We start from the raw sequence: 15,708 nt of genomic DNA, 5'->3' as shown, positions 1-15,708 counted from the left end.
GGGGACTTTTTCAGTGCCCTCGAAAAAATCAGCCTCTTTTTTTATCCGTTAGTACGTTCTGTCATCACCATCAACATCAGGCTCAACACAAACCGCTCGTCATCAATATCTTTAGTAGTCTGCTTATAAACTGTAAATTTCCTTCCGAAAAAGGAAGGCTCCTTACGAATCTCGAACATCGGCTCCCCAATTTCGTTCTTAAGAATATAAGAAGGATTGAAAACATATCCCGATAACATTCCTATGATAGGAAGTTCACCAAACAGACCGTCCCAAAACTTTGTCCATGGATTCTTTTCCGTAATCGTATGATCGTGTTTATCGGCTTCATCGATTAAATTAAAGGTGGAACGCCACAGCGATTTGATAGTCTTTCTCCGCACTTTACCTATCACGCGTTTGTCGTGATCATAGATCGTAAATGTCTGCTGAAAATCTATGAGCTTATTGGAGATAAACTCATACAACATCTCGCTCTTCGACCGATCACGATAGACCGTAATATGGTCACGCCATTTGAAAATCTTCTCCCGAACGTAGTAGATAGTGTTGCCATCGCCGTCCGTCGCTTCAAAGTCGTTCGACAGTGTCGTAACTCGAAACTTAAAGTGTATTGGGTATTTGAGGTCCCTCATATGTAAATTTATACCCTAAAATAGAAATAATCCTAGTATTTCCATTTCAATTTGTCAAACAATTTAGACCATAACCAAACCGGTCCTATTGCCAATAACTTAATAAACGAACTAGCGTCCTTATTATCCTTATTCTTATTGCCCGCCAAGAACATAATCAGCAGTCCTATTACCGCGATGATCGAACAAACCAATACAACTGAAGGACCGCCATCGCGTTCAACATACTCCAGTTGCACAATGAAAAAACTCATAATCCCAATGCAGAATAAGACCGCGTAGGACAAAGTAGGAGCTAATTTCAAATAGCAGTACACAACGATAGCAATAAAAAAGGATCCCCAATTCAAAAAGGTATGAGCATTCATCTTAACTAGAAAATCAAACTGTGGAAACGGTATCATCCAGATTAATCCCATGATACCAAAGAACGCTAGAGTAAGACCTATGCTGAGCGCTGTTATATTCGAATTTCCATAGGATTGGTCGAGCTCATAAAAATATTTCTCTACCGGACGGTTAAACTGTGGTGCTTTGTTCGCTTGTTTGGCCTGCTTTTTCATGCGGCAAAAATAAGGATTAAAATAAACATAATTCACCGAAGGTCAAATTATGACTATTTATTGAACAGAAAGCTGTAGAACACAAAAAAGGGCCGTCATTAAAACTGACAGCCCTCTCAAAAATTCAAATAAAAATCTATTTTGCATAAGACACAGAACGTGTCTCACGAATAACAGTTACTTTAATCTGACCAGGATAAGTCATCTCGGTCTGAATTCTGTTTGAAATATCCGCAGCTAAAATCTCAGCTTGTGCATCAGAAACTTTCTCACTCTCAACCACAACGCGAAGCTCACGTCCTGCTTGAATAGCAAATGTTTTCTCAACACCCGGATAAGAAAGTGCTAAATCTTCTAGCTCTTTCAATCTTTTGATGTAACTTTCCACCACTTCGCGGCGAGCTCCAGGACGAGCACCTGAAATAGCATCACACGCCTGTACAATCGGAGAAATCATCGATGTCATCTCGATCTCGTCGTGGTGAGCACCAATAGCATTACACACATCAGGATGCTCTTTATATTTCTCAGCCAATTGCATACCTAAAATCGCGTGAGGCAATTCCGGATTATCATCGGGCACTTTACCGATATCGTGCAATAAGCCAGCACGTTTAGCATGTTTAACATTCAATCCTAACTCAGATGCCATAGTAGCTGCGAAGTTAGCAACCTCACGAGAGTGCTGTAATAGGTTCTGTCCATAAGACGAACGATAGCGCATTCTACCTACCATACGGATTAATTCCGGATGTAAGCCGTGAATACCCAAGTCAATCACTGTACGCTCCCCGATTTCCACAATCTCATCTTCAATCTGCGTACGAGTCTTCGCCACTACCTCTTCAATACGTGCGGGGTGGATACGACCATCCGTTACTAATCTATGTAATGATAAACGAGCAATTTCACGACGTACCGGGTCGAAGCCAGATAAGATAATAGCCTCAGGTGTATCATCAACGATAATCTCCACACCGGTAGCAGCCTCTAGCGCGCGGATGTTACGTCCTTCGCGACCAATGATACGACCTTTGATCTCGTCGTTCTCAATATTGAAAATAGATACTGTATTCTCGATTGCAGCTTCTGTCGCTGTACGCTGGATAGTTTGGATTACTACCTTCTTTGCTTCTTTAGAAGCGGTTAATTTAGCCTCATCCACAATATCCTTGATCTGGATAATCGCTTGCGAACGTGCTTCCTCGCGTAAAGAGTTAACCAACTGCTCTTTCGCTTCGTCAGCAGAAAGACCAGCAATACTTTCCAATTGCTTAATGTGTTGACCTTTTAATTGCTCAACTTCTTCTTTTTTCTTTTCGTTCAATTCAACCAACTGATCAAGCTTCTTTGATTTATTATCTAAATCCTGCTTCTCACGGTTCAAATTCTCCAATTTCTGGTTCAATGACTGTTCCTTTTGGCGAATCGTATTCTCTTTCTGAGCGACTGTATTATTACGCTGGCTTACTTCTTTCTCATGCTCAGCCTTCAATTGCAAAAACTTCTCTTTTGCTTCTAGCTGACGTTGCTTTTTGTTATGCTCAGCTTGTTGTTCTGCATCTTTGATAATTTGTGCTGCCTTTTCATGAGCAGTTTGCTCCTGTTTTTTGAAAAGCATCTGCAACAAATATCGTCCAATAAACACACCCACAACAAGTGATATTATTATTGATATAGTGGTTGATATCTCCATTTTTTATGATTTATATATGTTAATGTAATAGCGATTTTTTCCAAAAAAAAACCGCAATTAAATTATCAGGTATCTAATATTATTAAACTTCGATTACACATGATTTGAGCGTTTGATCATGACCTAGGTGGCTTTCGCAAAATGGCCTTCATCTGTATATTGCTCGTGATATTGAAGCGTTAAGTTTAAAATAGTGACAACCCGAATTTAATTGCGGCAAATTCGTCGTTATAAGCTCTAAATGTAAGAACGGAAACGTTTTATTTTGAAAAGAAACTTGTCAACATATCACCCAACTCATGAACCGCATTTTCAATACCAGAGTCTTGGCTCTGTGCATTTTTCTCAGCTTTAATCATCCCTGTAGCATATTGCAATACACACATAGACAATAAATCCTGCTTATCACGAACTGCATAATTATCTTGCAATTCTTTTATTTTTTCGTTTATTAACTTCGCTGCATAACGAATAACTTCCTCCTCTTCCGTTTCAACGCGAAGTGGATATACTCGATCAGCGATATTTATTTTTATGGAAATTTCTCCCATGTTTCTTGAGCTTAAAAACGTAACAAGTCCTAACCTAAACCTCTTCCTCTACTTCAAAAGACTTATACATTTGTCTATTTCTCGCACAAAATCGTTAATTTTTTGTTTTGTGTCAAGTATTTTTTCATTTATGGCTTCTTTATCGACCGATGAATCATCCAATGTTTTAGCTACAGCTAAAGCTTTCACTTTCTCTTCCAGCTGTTTAACCTTATCAGAACTCGTATCGAACGCCACTTGCAAAGATTGAACTTCTAATTTCAATAAGTCGTTTTCTTCTTGCAAGGCTTCACACAATTGAATTAGATTTTTCGTTTTCTCAACGATAATATTCATTTGGGAAGATAATGACGCCATATATATTTCGCAATTTAATGTGAATTAGCGCACCGATGCGCCAACCTCTTTCTCAAAGTTAATAATTAATTTTTGAATTATGCCATCAATTTGTTTATCGGTCAAAGTTTTATCCTCGTCCTGCAAAACAAAGCTTAAAGCATAGGATTTCTTGCCTTCAGGCAACTTATCACCTTTGTAAACATCAAAAATACCAACCTCTTTTAAGAGCTTTTTTTCCGTTCTATTTGCGATTAAACGCAACTGCTCAAAACTTACAGCCTCATCCAATAATAGAGCTAAATCGCGACGCACAGAAGGGAATTTTGAAACCTCTTTGTATGTAATTTTGTTCTTCTTGATCACCTTCAACAACAAGTCCCAATCGAACTGAGCAAAGAAAACAGCACCATCAACGTCTGCCTTTTTAAGGTTCGCTTTCGCTACGGCACCAAAGGAAACCAAAGCCTTCTCCCCTTTGCGATAAGTCAATCCAAAATCAAAATACGTTCCTTCGTAATCTTCAACGCGGATTCCCTCAATCTTTAAACGCTTGATAATCGCATCTACAGCCGATTTGATGTTGTAAAAACTCACGGCATCCGATTTCGTATTCCACTGCTCAGGCTCGTTCTTACCAGCGATCGCCAAAGACAACAATTGCTTCTCTGCATACCAATCGCCATCGGTATTATACGACTTGCCAAGCTCGAATAGCTTAAGGTCGCCATTCTTACGCTTTTGGTTATAACCAATGGCTGTCAACGATGAAAACAACAGATTCTGACGCATACAGTCTAAGTCACTGCTCAATGGATTCAACGACTTAACCGCTGTTTCCGGGTTCTCCATATACTCAGACTTGGTCAATGAGTTCGAAAGGATCTCGCGGTATCCATTGCTAATTAATAAATCAGCAATCTGATTTAGAACAACCTCTCTATCAGGCTTTTCTGAAGTATTAAGTGAAGCCTTAATTTGTGTATTCAACTCGATATTGTTATATCCGTAAATACGCAACACTTCCTCAACAACGTCGACCTCTCTTGTCACATCCACCTTATAAGGCGGCACGACAACATCAAAGCCTTCTGTTGTTTCATTCTTGATTCCTATTCCTAAATTGACAATGATGTCACGAATGGTTTCCGCAGGAATCGCCTTCCCAATTACCCTTTGGATATTTTTATAAGTAACAGGAAATTCAAATGGTTGAATCGGCTCCGGATAAAGATCGACGATAGTCGAAGAAATCTGCCCGCCAGAAACCTCAGCGATTAATTTCGCTGCTTTTTTCAATGCTACAACAGTGATATCCGGATTCACACCACGTTCGAAACGGAAGGATGAATCTGTTTTCAATGCATGACGCTTCGAAGTCTTACGAACGCTTACCGGATTAAAGTACGCCGATTCTAAGAAAATAGAAGTCGTCTCCTCCGTTACTCCAGACTCCGCACCACCAAACACACCCGCGATACACATCGGTTTTTCAGCATCAGCAATTACTAAATCGTCCGCTGAAAGCTTACGCTCAACAGCATCCAAGGTAACAAAGACTTCACCTTCAACAGCCTTACGAACAATAACCTGATTACCAGCAATCTTATCCGCATCAAACGCATGTAAAGGTTGACCTAAATCATGTAAAATATAATTCGTTACGTCGACAATATTATTGATCGAACGAACGCCAATTGCACTTAATTTATTCTTTAACCATTCCGGTGATTCAGCGACTTTAATACCTGTGATATTAACACCAGCATAACGTGGAGCATCCGCATAAGAGTCAACACGCACTGAAGTACCTGCAACCGATCCGGCAACAACATCATCTACCTCCACTGCATTTACCGGAATCTTGAAATAAGCAGCAAGATCACGAGCGACACCTAAATGCGAAGCAGCATCCGCACGGTTTGGAGTCAACCCTATTTCATAAGCAAAATCATCTTCCATGTTGAAGTATGATTTAACCAAAGAACCTACAACCGCATCCTCCGCTAACTCAACGATACCCGCATGTGAACTGCCTAAGCCAATTTCATCCTCGCCACAAAGCATCCCTTCAGAAACTTCACCACGAATCTTCGATTTCGTAATTTTAAAAGGTTCACCGTTAGTAGGGTGACAAGTCGTTCCTACCGGAGCGACAATAACTTTCAACCCTGTTCTAACATTCGGAGCACCACAAACAATATGCAAAGGCTCGCCAGAACCGATAGTAACCGTTGTAACTTTAAGTTTGTCAGCGTTCGGATGTTGTTCACATGTCAACACCTCGCCCACTACTAAACCTTCTAAGCCGCCTGGAATACTTTGTTCTACCTCTAAAGATTCAACCTCTAACCCAATGTCGGTCAGGATTAACGATAATTCTTCAGGGGTTTTATCGATTTGTATAAAATTCTTTAACCAATTATATGAAATTCTCATCGTATCGTTTTTGCAAAGCACAAAGATAGGACTTTGTGCCGAAAACAAGGGCTAAAATCACTACAATCTTGTAGCTAAATAGCCGTTTATTGTTGTTTTTATAGATTATTCGGAGTCAAAAAAAATCAGACAGCCTTACTCGCCAAAACATCTAATTCGCACAAGCGCTCTAAATGCTGGTAGTCTAGGCCATAATAGCTTTTCAGGCTTGCTAATTTCGCCAGTATTTCCTGCTGTCGATCAACAGAAACACCCTTCTTCTCTGCAACAATCATCACATTCTTAGGGGTATGCTGATCCGAGACAAATTGCATAACCTTCGTGTCATAACCATAATAGTTCAGAATCAATGCGCGAATACTATCTGTAAGCATTTCCGCATGACGCTCCATGAAAATCCCATATTGGGTCATAAAGTCCAAATCATTCTTCGCTTTAATGCGCTCCAAAGAACGGCGTACCTGCTTGTGGCAACAAGGTGCCACAACAATCAGCGAAGCCTCGTCTTTAATCCCTTTATAGATCGCATCGTCTGTTGCCGTATCACAAGCATGTAGGGCTATGAGAACATCCATATTCGTCTCGGACGTATAGTTCTCGATGGTTCCTTCTTCAAAGTGTAATTGGTTGAATCCTGCGCGCTCCGCAATTGTATTGCATAGCTCAACCAGATCCTGCCTAAACTCTACACCCACCACCGAAACATCATGTTTCAGTTCCGAGTGCAGATAATCATATAGGGCAAAGGTCAAATAACCCTTACCGGCACCCATATCAACAATGCGTAAGTTACGCTCTTTTGGAAGGTTGGCCAGCGAACCACTCAATATCTCTATATAATGGTTAATCTGCTTCCATTTATCCTGCGCATTTTTATATACCTGACCATTAGCATCAGTAAGCTTCAAATCCTGCAAATAGGATTTCGATGAATCTTGAAGTCTGCGCTCCTTCTGCTTATCGTGTTTTAAATCTACCTCAACAGCATTAGAAGACGCTCTTCTAAAACCCGTCCATTCCGCTTTCTTATTCATCTGCATGTCCAACTGCTCGTCAATAGTCTGCAAGACCACCGAACGGAATCCCTTAAAATGCACAGCCTCGACCAATACGTCAAAGCCATCACGAAGGCTATAATTCTTGGTGATATCACGAGTCTGATAACGATAGACAAAGGACATTTTCAACTCACGTTTAATTTCTACAAGCTTCACATACAGATTCTTCAAACCCGCTTCTTGACCCTTATAGTTACTCAACGTAAGCTTAACTAATGTTTTATCTTTTATACTTCGTTTTAATAGCTCGATGAAATCTTGGTATATTGCCATGTCTTAAGAATTTGAAACAAAGATAGGAATCATCAGCCTAAAACGTACCTTTGTATATGCAAAACCCAATTGTTAAAGCCGTCTTCTTTGATATCGACGGTACATTAATCAGCTTTAAAACACACAAAGTCCCAGAATCTACGGTTGAAGCAATTAAGGAACTACAAAGCAAAGGCATTAAAACAATTCTTTCTACCGGCAGATCAATCAATAGCATCGACCATGTGAAATTTCTAGATTTTGATGGATTTATCACGTTCAACGGCGGATATTGCCTAACCAACACAAATGAAGTCTTATTCCGGAAAGCAATCGACAAGGAAGATATCCAATCGGTGATGGACTATGCAAAGCAGAAGCCACTGAGCTTTTCTTTCATGTCGGAGCAAGAAATAACCATTCACGACGTGACACCCGAGATCGCGGGGATGTATGCTCACTTGAATCTTCCCGTTCCCAAACTGGTGGATATGGATTTAGTAGATACCAGCAGTATTTTGCAAACCAACATATTTTTAGGACCAGATGAGGAAGAAGAATTCATGAACTCGGTCATGCCGAACTCTTTAGCTTCCCGATGGACACCGCTTTTTGCCGACGTAAATCCGAAAGGATTGAGTAAGAAAGTCGGAATTGATATTTTCTGTAAGCATTTCGGAATTGATATCGAACATACTATGGCTTTTGGTGATGGTGGAAATGATATCAGCATGCTCCAGCATGTGAAAGTTGGCGTTGCGATGGGAAATGCAAATCCGGAGGTTAAGGCAATTGCCGATTATACGACGAATGAAGTCGATGACAATGGCATTTGGAATGCATTAAAGAAATTTGGCGTGATTTAGTATCAAAATCGGTTAAAACGACCTCAAATATACCTTTTGCTAGGTATATAGAGTTCGCCGCTGATACCATATTTTTGAATAGAAGAACTTAGATTATATCTATAGTTTGGATTACTTTTACTGAAAAGGGGCCGATGTGAATCAGCCCCTTTAGTTTTTTTCTCAAAATGTGAGTTTTTTTATACTACGATATCTTCTTTAGCAACAAGATAACGTTCTGCCTCCAGAGCAGCCATACAGCCGGTTCCGGCAGCAGTAATCGCTTGGCGGAAGATATGGTCCTGCACATCACCACAAGCAAAAACCCCAGGGATATTCGTTGCTGTGCTATCAGGTTTTGTGATCAAGTAACCTGTCTCGTCCATATCCAATATTCCTTGGAACAATTCCGTATTCGGTTTATGACCGATAGCTACGAAAAATCCCGTAATATCTAAATCAGTAAGTGCTTTCGTTTGGTTATTGATCACGCGTAATCCGGTTACTACCTGTCCGTCACCTAAAATTTCTTGCGCTTCTGTATTGTATAATACTTCGATATTTGGCGTATTCATGACACGATGAACCATTGCTTTAGAAGCACGGAACTCATCTCTGCGCACCAACATATAAACTTTATTACAAAGTTTTGCTAGGTAAGTTGCCTCCTCAGCAGCAGTATCGCCAGCACCTACGATAGCGACATCTTGATTCTTGAAGAAAAATCCATCACATACCGCACATGCAGATACACCAAAACCATTATATTTTTGCTCCGAATCTAAGCCTAACCATTTCGCTGTTGCACCAGTAGCGATAATCACAGTATCAGCAGTAAGTGTTTTGATTCCATCGATCTCTACGGTATGAATACCGCCATCGATAGAAAAGTCTACTTTTGTCGCATAGCCAAAACGTACTGACGTACCGAAACGCTCCGCTTGCGCACGTAAATCCTCCATCATAACCGGCCCGGTAATTCCTTTTGGGTAACCTGGGAAGTTATCAACTTCAGTTGTTTGTGTTAATTGTCCACCCGGTACCATTCCTGTGTAAACTACAGGTTTTAAATCCGCGCGTGCAGCGTAAATTGCTGCAGTATAACCTGCAGGACCTGAACCAATAATCAGGCAGCCTACGTGTTCTACTTCTTGTTCTGTATTATTCATAATCTTTATTTATATCTTCTACTTCTTAAATTTCCCTTGCAATTGCGCCAGCATATCCGACGTAATTGGTTTGGGCTCTTCACGCTTCACGGGGCGTTTGAACTCCCCCTTCTCCGTGGAAACAGCAGGCTTCGCAGCCTTCTTTGTATTTTTATAATTGGTCCAGATTTCTTCTAAAACTTGTTTCGTGTACAATGGAAAATCACCATTTTGCATCCACGCATAGTAACTTGGCTCCACTTCAAAAACATCAGTAACCTTCTTGCCTTTGTGTTTCCCGAAATTGATCGACGGGTCGCCATCCTCATCATATACGATACGTCCGGCAAAGTCTACCGGCTTGCTCAAATTAGTGAAAGCATGTAAAGCCTGCACATCATTAACAACGGGCTTGCTTACATTGCCATGTTTATCTTCAAAATCAGCGCCTTCGTATTTCGCTAATTGTGCCTTTAATACATCATAGGTCGCACGAACATCTGCCTCAGCATTATGAGCATTTTCTAAGGTCTCACCGCAGTAGAATTTATACGCAGCCTTCAATGTACGCTGCTCCATTTGATGGAAAATATTCTGCACATCCACAAATGCGCGGCCTGTCAACGTAAAGGGAATACCTGCACGCAGGAATTCCTCCATCAACATCGGTACATCGAATTTATTAGAATTATATCCCGCCAAATCGGCGTCGCCAATAAATGCCGCAATCTCTGCAGCACGCTCGCGAAACGGAGCTAGGTCTTTTACATCCTCGTCATAAATTCCATGAAACATAGAAGACTCCGCTGGAATCGGCATTTCCGGATTTATACGTAATGTTAAAGTTTCTTCCTGACCACCCGGTGACACCTTCAAAATAGACACCTCAACAATTTTATCCGATGAAACATTGACTCCCGTTGTTTCTAAATCAAAAAAGGCCAACGGGCGCTTTAGGTTCAATTCCATGTTCTTTGTAGATTTATGATTTTTTGCAAACTGTACAAAAGTACAAAAACTATTCTATTAGATTTCGAATCGTTTCATTTTACTAAATTAATTCAATGTAAAATTTTTACTTACGAAACTTAACAATTAGATTTGCAAGCAAAATGAAGAGGCTGCTGCTATATCTGATGATTCCCATAATGCTTTTGCAAAGCAATATGACACTCTTGATATCAGCATCCTTCTACTACAACCAAAACTATATTGAAAAGTATCTCTGTATACAACGCAATATGGAAAACAACTCCTGTCATGGACAATGTTATCTTGCCAAAAAGCTAAAAGCACAGCAGGAACAGGAACAACAAAACTTTAAATTGAATTTCCACGAAGCTTTTACCCAACAAGACTTTGTATTCTCATTCCAATCTCCGGTATATCCGAAATTCATCCAATTAGACTATGCATTATTTCAGTCTAACATGAATCCAAAAGATATCTCAACGAATCTATTGCGCCCACCCCTCGTTTAACTGAAACCTCAATAACATCCCTTTGGCCATAGTTAAAAAAACTATTGCCCTTATTATTTTATCATTTACATTCAGTTAAACAGTACCATGAATATTAAATTCCTATTGGCTAGCCTATTGCTTGTTGCCAGTTTATTCTCTTGCTCTAAAGATGACATCAATTTCGAAAACAACAAAAACGGTCAGGTAAAGCTTAAATTCGACCATATCGTCGGTGGAAAGTCCCTTGTGTTGAACGATTACACTTATAGCAACAACAGCAATGAACAGTTTAATGTCGAACTGCTCAAATATTATGTCAGCAATATTAAACTGACCAATGAGAAAGGTGAAGAATATGCTTTGCCTAAAAAAGAATCGTATTTCTTAATCGACGCAGCGGAGAAAGCGTCCTTATTTCCGAAGTTCAATATTCCAGAAGGCAAATACACTAAACTAGAGTTCGTTTTAGGCGTAGACAGCATCACCAATACTCTACCCGTTGAAGATCGTACCGGCGCTTTGGATATCGCTAAACATGGTATGTATTGGAGTTGGAACAGCGGGTATATCTTCTTTAAAATGGAGGGCACATCGCCAGCATCAACCAGCACCGACAAAAAATTCCGCTACCATATCGGTCTTTTTGGTGGCTATGACAAGCCTACCAAGAACAATATAAAGATAATTAAAATCGATCTGACAAAGGCCGGCGCCGCAGAAGTCAAAGAAAACTTAAGCTCGGATATACACTTAATGGTCGACTTGGGAAAAGTATTCGACGCCGACAACAAAATTAGCATTGCTCAGAACAGCACCGTGATGGTAGCAGGGCCTAACGATCTGATCGCGGCAAACTACGCTACGATGTTTACACACGACCATACGCACAACTTTCAGAAATTAAGTAATGAATAAGACCAGTCTGCTGGTTATGGGATTTATTCTATCGATCATCCTCGCCTGTCAAAAGGCGGATGATCTTATTGACGAAACCATCATTGCATTCGTTAAGCCTGCGCATTTCCCAGAACCTGTTTACAATTTTCCCGGGAATCCAATCAGTAAAGAGAAGTTTGAACTCGGCAAAAAACTATTTTATGACCCCATCTTATCTAGGGATAATACTATTTCTTGTGGTAGTTGTCATATCCCTGCTAATGCTTTCACCCATCATGGTCACGACGTCAGCCACGGGATTGACGATAGACTGGGGATTAGGAACAGTATGTCCATAGTCAATTTGGCCTGGTCCAAATCATTCTTTTGGGATGGAGGAGTATTTGATTTGGATCTATTTTCCGTGGCGCCGATAGAAAATGTGGTCGAGATGGATGAAAAGCTGCCCAATGTTTTAAAGAAATTGAACAATTCTGCGGAGTATCGCGGTCTTTTCGAAAAAGCTTTCGGCAGCCCCGAGATCAGCAGCGGCAATATGCTGAAGGCGCTATCGCAATTTATGCTGATGCTTGTATCGGATCAATCTAAATACGACAAAGTAATACGCAAGGAGGCGCTGTTTACCGCTGAAGAACAGGCAGGCTACATGATCTTCAAATCTAAATGCAACTCCTGTCATACCGAACCACTGTTTACCGATGGATCATACCGCGATAATGGAATTGGAATCAACCCTGCTAAAGACCAAGGGCGTTTCGAAATATCGCAGTTGGAAAACGATAAGCTGAAGTTTAAGGTGCCAAGCCTCCGAAATCTAGCTTACACCGAACCCTATATGCACGACGGAAGATTCAGGAATCTACAGGCGGTTATCAACCATTACAGACGCGAGGTGCAACAAACACCTAATCTTGACCCGCTACTGAAAAATACTGGAGGTATTGACTTGAGCGACACCGAAGTGGTGCAACTGCTTGCATTCCTAACTACGCTCAACGATGAAACTTTTGTTAAAAACCCATTATTCCAAGAATAAAATGAAGAAACTCTTAATAACACTTAGCTTAATTATAGCCTTCCAATCTAGCCAGGCTTGCGATATCTGTGGCTGTGGTGTCGGCGGAAACTATATAGGACTCCTCCCCGACTTTACCAAACGCTTTGTCGGACTGCGCTATCAATTTAACAGACTCACGACACAATTGGATATCAACGGAAATCGAACTGCACTTTCTACCGATGAGAAGTACCAAACGATGGAACTGTGGGGCGCTTGGAACATTGGACAGAAATGGCGCGTGCTTGCCCTTGTACCCTATAATTTCAACGAAAAATACACCGAAGGCAGCGATCTATTAAGAAAAAAGAATGGAATTGGTGATATCACGCTAAACGGATACTACAAACTATTCGATCAATCGAATCCGACGGCGAATAATAAATTAGTCGTACAATCGCTTTGGGTTGGGATGGGTGTGAAACTCCCAACCGGAGCGTACGACGTCGCCGAACAGCAAAATGCAACGGCGACAAATCCCAATATGTTCCAACTGGGAACAGGGAGTCTAGATTTTATACCTAGTCTGATGTATGATGTCCGCATTCAGGACTTCGGCATCAATGCGAATGCTAGTTACAAAATAAATACAGAGAATAAGGATGATTACCGCTATGGGAATAAAATCGCAGCAAATGCATCCGCATATTATAAAATAGCCTTGGGCGCGAATAGCCGACTCGCTCCCTATGCAGGTATATCATTCGAAAGCCAACAAAAAGACCATGCAATGGGTTTTAAGGTGGAAGAAACTGGCGGACATATCCTGAACGCTTCTATGGGGTTAGAGGCAAATTTCAATAGGATATCCGTTGGAGCATCCTTCCAAACACCGATTCAGCAAGAACTCGGCAGAGGAAGAATTGACGCAGGAAATCGACTGCTAACTCACGTGTCATTTTCATTCTAAGGAAGGATGTAATTTAAATTCCAAAAAAAAAGCAGCTCGTTGAGCTGCTTTTTCCGTATCATGAATATTTTAAGAACTAACCTAAAACTTCTTTTAATTTACTTACTTGGTGATCCACTAATTTCTGTAAAGGACCTGATGCCATCATTTTCATCATCATATTCAACTCCGCTTCAATAACGAAGGTCGCAGTTGTCGTTGTTTCTGATGCTGGCTCTACCTTCCAACGCAAAGTAATAGCAAATGGCGCTTCCTCAGAAGGAACACTTACCAACTCTTTATTTTCGATACGTTGGCTGATGCGCAAAGCTAATTTTGCCATGTTCTTGATGGTAAATCTAGCCTCGTCTGCAGTTGACTCCCAATTATAAATATTCTCGGGCATCAATTGCTCATGATTATTTAAATCTGCAAGGAAATTATAAACCTCCTCGACAGGTTTACCAATAAGTGTAGAATTCTGTATAACTGTCATAAGCTTAAACTTCAGGGCTCCAGTTTGCTGGATCTTGTCGCCATTTTTCTAATAATTCGATATCAGACTCCATAATGTAACTATTTGATGCAGCTACACGTACTAAGGCATCATAATTACATAAGCTATGGAATGTACATTTTGCTTCTTCAAAGTTCTTGCGAGCTTCATCAAAGCCATAAGTAAAAATAGAAACTAAACCAACGACGTTGCAACCTGCTTCACGCAATGCTTTAACGGCGATTAAGCTACTCTTACCCGTAGAAACTAAATCTTCGATTACGACAACACGTTGTCCGCTGATCACTTCTCCTTCAATCATGTTCTGACGACCATGATCCTTAGCATTGCTACGCACGTAAGAGAAAGGTAAACCTAAATCTTGTGCAACCAATACCCCTTGAGGAATACCTGCCGTCGCTACACCCGAAATCATATCCACTGATCCAAATTCTTCTTGAATCAATTGTGATAGCTTTTGACGAATGTACGTACGAATCGATGGATGTGATAAAGCTACACGGTTATCACAATAAATTGGAGACTTCCATCCCGATGCCCATGTAAAAGGACTTTTAGGTTGTAATTTTATTGCTTTAATTTGCAATAAGGATTCTGCAACTTTTTGTTCAACCTCATTTAAATAATTCATGGCACAAATTTATAAAATTTATATGAACCAATCTCTGTTAATTTTTGCAGATTTTGCCCCAAAAATCAAAGGCAACATTCAAACGATTGGTTTACAAGACATTGATTTAGAAAAACTTTTTAACCAATCGCTAAACAAGGCTGAAAAAAACATCTATCTACACATACAGCCCAATATTGAAAAAGTATTTAAATCGTTTATTGCCAATATTCGAATCATCAAAGCTGCAGGAGGACTTGTAAAAAATGGCGAAGGCCAATACCTTTTTATCCATAGACTCGGCAAATGGGACCTGCCGAAAGGAAAAGTCGAAGAAGATGAAAAAATGAAAGAGGCTGCACTCCGCGAAGTGGAAGAGGAATGCGGCATCAAAATAAACTACCTAGGCAAAAAAATTGAAACAACCTACCATTGCTACACCATGCGCGGCAAATTCGTACTGAAACAAACAAAATGGTACGAAATGGGCGTCAACAAAATCCCTAAACTAACCCCTCAACTCGAAGAAGATATCGACCAAGCAATCTGGGTCAAAAAAGCAAACCTCGACAAAATTAAAAATGATACCTATCCATTGATTTTGGATGTGATACAGGGAATATAGGAGTAGTTAGTATTTAGTAGTTAGTATTTAGACCTATGGCGGGCTAGACTAGATATTAGATGTGAGATATTAGACGTTAGACGTTTTTCTGATACAGAAAAGGAAGGGAAATTTGTCTTGAACCAGG

General features: G+C 40.4%; 17 protein-coding genes. 6 read left to right on the top strand and 11 right to left on the bottom strand.

The features are described from left to right. Positions 1 to 41: 41 nt before the first annotated feature. From B2400_RS05500 to B2400_RS05470, 7 genes are all read right to left on the bottom strand, one after another. Entirely contained in the window at positions 42 to 635 is a 594-nt protein-coding gene (locus B2400_RS05500) for a hypothetical protein (RefSeq protein ID WP_149526424.1), read from the bottom strand. A 32-nt stretch (positions 636 to 667) separates the two neighbouring features. Beyond that, positions 668 to 1,198, bottom strand: a complete 531-nt coding sequence (locus B2400_RS05495) for a hypothetical protein (protein ID WP_293931667.1) — start codon at positions 1,196 to 1,198, stop codon at positions 668 to 670. A gap of 136 nt (positions 1,199 to 1,334) precedes the next feature. Continuing rightward, complete coding sequence (gene rny / locus B2400_RS05490) at positions 1,335 to 2,894, bottom strand: ribonuclease Y (protein ID WP_149526426.1); 1,560 nt, start codon at positions 2,892 to 2,894, stop codon at positions 1,335 to 1,337. A 260-nt stretch (positions 2,895 to 3,154) separates the two neighbouring features. Beyond that, entirely contained in the window at positions 3,155 to 3,445 is a 291-nt protein-coding gene (locus B2400_RS05485) for a cell division protein ZapA (RefSeq protein ID WP_293931665.1), read from the bottom strand. 48 nt (positions 3,446 to 3,493) lie between these two features. Beyond that, a complete protein-coding gene (locus tag B2400_RS05480) occupies positions 3,494 to 3,802 on the bottom strand; it encodes a hypothetical protein (protein ID WP_149526428.1) in 309 nt (102 codons plus the stop codon). Between the two features lie 24 nt (positions 3,803 to 3,826). Continuing rightward, on the bottom strand, positions 3,827 to 6,220 hold the full coding sequence (gene pheT / locus B2400_RS05475) for a phenylalanine--tRNA ligase subunit beta (protein ID WP_293931662.1): 2,394 nt from the start codon (positions 6,218 to 6,220) through the stop codon (positions 3,827 to 3,829). A 125-nt stretch (positions 6,221 to 6,345) separates the two neighbouring features. After that, complete coding sequence (locus B2400_RS05470; RefSeq protein ID WP_286651758.1) at positions 6,346 to 7,551, bottom strand: class I SAM-dependent methyltransferase; 1,206 nt, start codon at positions 7,549 to 7,551, stop codon at positions 6,346 to 6,348. A 56-nt stretch (positions 7,552 to 7,607) separates the two neighbouring features. Between B2400_RS05470 and B2400_RS05465 the strand changes: the two genes are divergently transcribed. Further along, positions 7,608 to 8,396, top strand: coding sequence for a Cof-type HAD-IIB family hydrolase (locus tag B2400_RS05465; protein WP_286651759.1), 789 nt, complete (start codon positions 7,608 to 7,610; stop codon positions 8,394 to 8,396). A 179-nt stretch (positions 8,397 to 8,575) separates the two neighbouring features. On the opposite strand, the gene trxB is transcribed toward B2400_RS05465, so the two are convergent. After that, positions 8,576 to 9,544, bottom strand: coding sequence for a thioredoxin-disulfide reductase (gene trxB, locus B2400_RS05460; RefSeq protein WP_286651760.1), 969 nt, complete (start codon positions 9,542 to 9,544; stop codon positions 8,576 to 8,578). Positions 9,545 to 9,562: 18 nt separating this feature from the next. Continuing rightward, the gene (locus tag B2400_RS05455) at positions 9,563 to 10,492 is read right to left on the bottom strand and encodes a 3'-5' exonuclease (RefSeq protein WP_149526433.1); all 930 of its coding nucleotides are present in this window, start codon (positions 10,490 to 10,492) and stop codon (positions 9,563 to 9,565) included. Positions 10,493 to 10,635: 143 nt separating this feature from the next. Between B2400_RS05455 and B2400_RS05450 the strand changes: the two genes are divergently transcribed. The 4 genes from B2400_RS05450 to B2400_RS05435 all read left to right on the top strand — a co-directional run bounded on the left by B2400_RS05450 (position 10,636) and on the right by B2400_RS05435 (position 13,850). Then, on the top strand, positions 10,636 to 11,004 hold the full coding sequence (locus tag B2400_RS05450) for a hypothetical protein (protein WP_293931657.1): 369 nt from the start codon (positions 10,636 to 10,638) through the stop codon (positions 11,002 to 11,004). A gap of 87 nt (positions 11,005 to 11,091) precedes the next feature. Next, positions 11,092 to 11,901: an MbnP family protein gene (locus B2400_RS05445; RefSeq protein WP_293931655.1), complete on the top strand. Its 810-nt coding sequence runs from the start codon at positions 11,092 to 11,094 to the stop codon at positions 11,899 to 11,901. Next, positions 11,894 to 12,919, top strand: coding sequence for a cytochrome-c peroxidase (locus tag B2400_RS05440; protein WP_293931653.1), 1,026 nt, complete (start codon positions 11,894 to 11,896; stop codon positions 12,917 to 12,919). Before B2400_RS05445 ends, B2400_RS05440 begins: the two co-directional genes overlap by 8 nt. Position 12,920: 1 nt before the next feature. Next, positions 12,921 to 13,850 carry a transporter gene (locus B2400_RS05435; RefSeq protein ID WP_149526437.1) on the top strand — a complete coding sequence of 310 codons (930 nt, stop codon included), beginning with the start codon at positions 12,921 to 12,923 and terminating at the stop codon, positions 13,848 to 13,850. Positions 13,851 to 13,926: 76 nt separating this feature from the next. Here the strand turns inward: B2400_RS05435 and B2400_RS05430 are convergent, their stop codons facing one another. Together B2400_RS05430 and pyrE are read right to left on the bottom strand one after the other, a co-directional pair. Beyond that, the gene (locus B2400_RS05430; protein WP_149526438.1) at positions 13,927 to 14,325 is read right to left on the bottom strand and encodes an SRPBCC family protein; all 399 of its coding nucleotides are present in this window, start codon (positions 14,323 to 14,325) and stop codon (positions 13,927 to 13,929) included. A gap of 4 nt (positions 14,326 to 14,329) precedes the next feature. Beyond that, positions 14,330 to 14,977, bottom strand: coding sequence for an orotate phosphoribosyltransferase (pyrE, locus tag B2400_RS05425; RefSeq protein WP_293931650.1), 648 nt, complete (start codon positions 14,975 to 14,977; stop codon positions 14,330 to 14,332). Here pyrE and B2400_RS05420 point away from each other — a divergent pair. Then, entirely contained in the window at positions 14,976 to 15,581 is a 606-nt protein-coding gene (locus tag B2400_RS05420) for an NUDIX hydrolase (RefSeq protein ID WP_149526440.1), read from the top strand. The genes pyrE and B2400_RS05420 overlap by 2 nt on opposite strands. The last annotated feature ends 127 nt before the right edge of the window (positions 15,582 to 15,708 follow it).

The organism is Sphingobacterium sp. UBA6645, from assembly GCF_002455685.1.
GTDB classification, from domain to species: Bacteria; Bacteroidota; Bacteroidia; order Sphingobacteriales; family Sphingobacteriaceae; genus Sphingobacterium; species Sphingobacterium hotanense.
The sequence above is the reverse complement of the archived record's forward strand: the minus strand, read 5'-3'. Positions and strand labels throughout refer to the sequence as shown.

Coding starts and splice junctions, on each gene's coding strand:
- trxB (WP_286651760.1), bottom strand. CDS start 9,544: ATGAATAATACAGAACAAGAAGTAGAACACGTAGGCTGCCTGATTATT.
- B2400_RS05440 (WP_293931653.1), top strand. CDS start 11,894: ATGAATAAGACCAGTCTGCTGGTTATGGGATTTATTCTATCGATCATC.
- B2400_RS05450 (WP_293931657.1), top strand. CDS start 10,636: ATGAAGAGGCTGCTGCTATATCTGATGATTCCCATAATGCTTTTGCAA.
- B2400_RS05495 (WP_293931667.1), bottom strand. CDS start 1,198: ATGAAAAAGCAGGCCAAACAAGCGAACAAAGCACCACAGTTTAACCGT.
- B2400_RS05485 (WP_293931665.1), bottom strand. CDS start 3,445: ATGGGAGAAATTTCCATAAAAATAAATATCGCTGATCGAGTATATCCA.
- B2400_RS05435 (WP_149526437.1), top strand. CDS start 12,921: ATGAAGAAACTCTTAATAACACTTAGCTTAATTATAGCCTTCCAATCT.
- B2400_RS05455 (WP_149526433.1), bottom strand. CDS start 10,492: ATGGAATTGAACCTAAAGCGCCCGTTGGCCTTTTTTGATTTAGAAACA.
- pyrE (WP_293931650.1), bottom strand. CDS start 14,977: ATGAATTATTTAAATGAGGTTGAACAAAAAGTTGCAGAATCCTTATTG.
- B2400_RS05430 (WP_149526438.1), bottom strand. CDS start 14,325: ATGACAGTTATACAGAATTCTACACTTATTGGTAAACCTGTCGAGGAG.
- rny (WP_149526426.1), bottom strand. CDS start 2,894: ATGGAGATATCAACCACTATATCAATAATAATATCACTTGTTGTGGGT.
- pheT (WP_293931662.1), bottom strand. CDS start 6,220: ATGAGAATTTCATATAATTGGTTAAAGAATTTTATACAAATCGATAAA.
- B2400_RS05500 (WP_149526424.1), bottom strand. CDS start 635: ATGAGGGACCTCAAATACCCAATACACTTTAAGTTTCGAGTTACGACA.
- B2400_RS05465 (WP_286651759.1), top strand. CDS start 7,608: ATGCAAAACCCAATTGTTAAAGCCGTCTTCTTTGATATCGACGGTACA.
- B2400_RS05480 (WP_149526428.1), bottom strand. CDS start 3,802: ATGGCGTCATTATCTTCCCAAATGAATATTATCGTTGAGAAAACGAAA.
- B2400_RS05420 (WP_149526440.1), top strand. CDS start 14,976: ATGGCACAAATTTATAAAATTTATATGAACCAATCTCTGTTAATTTTT.
- B2400_RS05470 (WP_286651758.1), bottom strand. CDS start 7,551: ATGGCAATATACCAAGATTTCATCGAGCTATTAAAACGAAGTATAAAA.
- B2400_RS05445 (WP_293931655.1), top strand. CDS start 11,092: ATGAATATTAAATTCCTATTGGCTAGCCTATTGCTTGTTGCCAGTTTA.